The sequence below is a fragment of the Dialister sp. UBA1703 genome (assembly GCA_002320515.1).
Classification (GTDB): domain Bacteria; phylum Bacillota; class Negativicutes; order Veillonellales; family Dialisteraceae; genus Dialister.
In genome coordinates this window covers 124,589-127,254 of sequence record DCJJ01000164.1, presented here as the reverse complement: position 1 = coordinate 127,254, position 2,666 = coordinate 124,589, and the positions used below count along the sequence as shown (strand labels likewise).

2 protein-coding genes and 1 tRNA gene are annotated in these 2,666 nt (G+C 51.1%); 2 read left to right on the top strand and 1 reads right to left on the bottom strand.

Translation table 11 applies throughout. From position 1 onward, the window contains the following. The first annotated feature begins 343 nt into the window (after window positions 1-343). Window positions 344-427 (top strand) — tRNA-Leu (locus tag B2Y11_RS08140). Window positions 428-549: 122 nt separating this feature from the next. On the opposite strand, the gene B2Y11_RS08135 is transcribed toward B2Y11_RS08140, so the two are convergent. Beyond that, on the bottom strand, window positions 550-1,719 hold the full coding sequence (locus B2Y11_RS08135; RefSeq protein WP_291057958.1) for an iron-containing alcohol dehydrogenase: 1,170 nt from the start codon (window positions 1,717-1,719) through the stop codon (window positions 550-552). Between the two features lie 334 nt (window positions 1,720-2,053). Here B2Y11_RS08135 and mscL point away from each other — a divergent pair, with 334 nt between their 5' ends. After that, window positions 2,054-2,485, top strand: coding sequence for a large conductance mechanosensitive channel protein MscL (gene mscL / locus B2Y11_RS08130; RefSeq protein WP_291057957.1), 432 nt, complete (start codon window positions 2,054-2,056; stop codon window positions 2,483-2,485). The last annotated feature ends 181 nt before the right edge of the window (window positions 2,486-2,666 follow it).

Sequence of the window (2,666 nt, the reverse complement as noted above, 5' to 3'; positions counted from 1 at the left end):
ATGATTTAATCAGCGCTTCCTTAGCGGCAGAGCCGCTGTCAAGCTTAAGAACCTTCCGGACAAAGGTCGGTCATTCTTAAGAGCCCTGCGCGGCCCGACAAAAAATTTATACCTCTTTATAAAAAATCACTATCATAGATTTTTGATAAATCATCTCAAAAAAGGTGTAAAATAAAGGTGCAGGAAATCCTGCCTGACCTTGTCAAAAACAGTTCCCCCAGCAAGAAAGATCTATTTTTTTCATCCTCCTCCAAATCCGGGAACTGTTTTTCTTTTCCCTTTTTCCGGCTCATGGAATTTCTTGACCCTGCAGGTTTTCTCTTATATAATAGAATCTGTCCATGCGAGCGTGGCGGAACTGGTAGACGCACAGGATTTAGGATCCTGCGCTTTATGCATAAGGGTTCGAGTCCCTTCGCTCGCACCAAAAAAGGAGCAGGGAAGAAATATCACATTTCTTCCCTGCTCCTTTACTTTTTAGAAAAAGGGGGCTTTGGAAATGGTTCAAACATTTCCAAAGCCCCTTTTCATTCCCCTTCCTTCGTACAATCAGAAGGTCACCGGTTTCCCGTAGTAGGCGCATTCCAGAATTCTGCCCATGGTTTCATCATCCACCTTGCGGGGATTTTCCGGAGTGCAGGCGTCAAGCACGGCGTTGTGGGCGATGGACTCTTTCTTTTCCAGATACAGCTCTTCCGGAACGCCGTAATCCGCAAGGGAGAGGGGGATATCCATCATGGAATCCAGGCGGCGGATGGCGTCTTCATAGGACAGTACCAGCTGGGCGTCGGTGTGGCCCGGAAGGCCTGCGTTGCGGGCCAGCTCTGCATACCGGCTCATGCAGGCCTTTTTGTTGTACTGAATCACATAGGGCAGGAGGATGGCATTGGCGCAGCCGTGAGGGATGTGGAAGACAGCGCCGATCTTGTGGGCCAGGGAGTGGGTGATGCCCAGAAGGCCGTTGGAGAAGGCCATGCCTGCCAGACACTGGGCGATATGCATTTTGCCTCTGGCTTCCTTATCGCCGTGGTAGGATTCCAGGATATTGTCAAAAATATCGGATACTGCCTGCTTGGCCAGAGGGTCGGTGAAGCCGTTGGCGAAGGTGGAAACATAGGCCTCGGTAGCGTGGGTCAGGGCATCCATGCCAGTGTGGGCGGTGAGGGTCTTGGGCATGGTGAGAGGAATATCCAGATCAAGGATGGCCAGATCCGGCGTCAGGTTGAAATCGGCCAGAGGATACTTGATGCCGGTGGAATAGTCCGTAATGACGGAGAAAGAAGTCACCTCAGTGGCGGTGCCGGAGGTGGAAGGGATGGCCACGAAAATGGCCTTCTGCCGGAGGGGCGGCAGGGAGAAAGGCTTTTTCACATCGTCGAAGGTGAGTTCCGGATGTTCATAGAAAACCCACATAGCCTTGGCTGCGTCGATGGGGGAGCCGCCGCCGATGGCAATGATGACATCAGGCTGGAATTCCTCCATGGCCTTGGCGCCTTCTTTGACGGCCTCAATGGAAGGATCCGGAGCAATGCCCTCCATAGTCCGGGGTTTGAGGCCGCTGTCCTGCAGTACCTTTTCTACCTTCTGGAGAAAACCGCCGCGGCGCATGGAGTGGCCGCCGGTGCAGATAAAGGCTTTCTTATGGCCTTTCAGCACGGCCAGTTTCTCAATGGCGCCGTAACCTACATAAATATCTCTTGGCAGGGTAAAACGGAACATAAAAAAATCTCCTCCTTTGCATGATTGCCCGGAGGGGAAGATTTCCCGGCATCCGGGCCGGACCGTATAAAATGATTAATTATTCGATTATCTGATTATATTATAACATCTTTAGGGGCGTGCAGATATATTCTTGAGAAATCAGCATAGGAGTGCTTTTAGATATGACACATAATCATTCTTGCAGGACGCTGAAAAAAGTGTATTTCCTGTGGTGAAACCGGATGAAAAGAAGAAATTCCCTCCAAGATTCTATTGTACAGCCGGAGGAAATTGTGATATATTGATATAAATATGTATAGTGTTCTCATCGTGAGAAAGGAGCTCTTATTTCATGAGCATGCTGAAAGAATTCAAAGATTTCGCTCTTCGCGGTAATGTGGTAGACATGGCAGTCGGCGTTGTCATCGGCGCTGCTTTCGGGAAGATCGTTTCCTCCCTGGTAAGCGACATCATCATGCCGCCTCTGGGCTATGCATTGGGAGGCATCGACTTCTCCAACCTCTTCCTGCCCCTGTCCCGCGTGCCCGTTTCCACCATGGCAGAAGCCAAGGAAATGGGAATCCCCGTCATTGCCTACGGCCAGTTCCTGAACAATGTCATCGACTTCCTCATCGTAGCTTTCGCCATTTTCATCGTGGTAAAGCAGATCAACCGCTTCTTCCCGAAGGCGCCGGCCAAGGAACCGAGAAAATGCCCCTTCTGCAAAGAAGTCATTGCCGATGATGCCACCCGCTGCCCCCACTGCACGGCTGAATTGAAGTAATAGTATAGAAAAAGGTTCAGAGGGGAAGGGGTGACAGCCGCTGCGCGGCTGAAGGTTGTGGCCGCCTAAAGGCGGCAGGTTGTGTAGAAAGGTTGTGTCCCCACAGGGGAAACGACTCACTATGATTTGTGCGTCGCTGGCGCTCCTGCATCCTCTGCTGTCACTGACTCACTGGATTTTC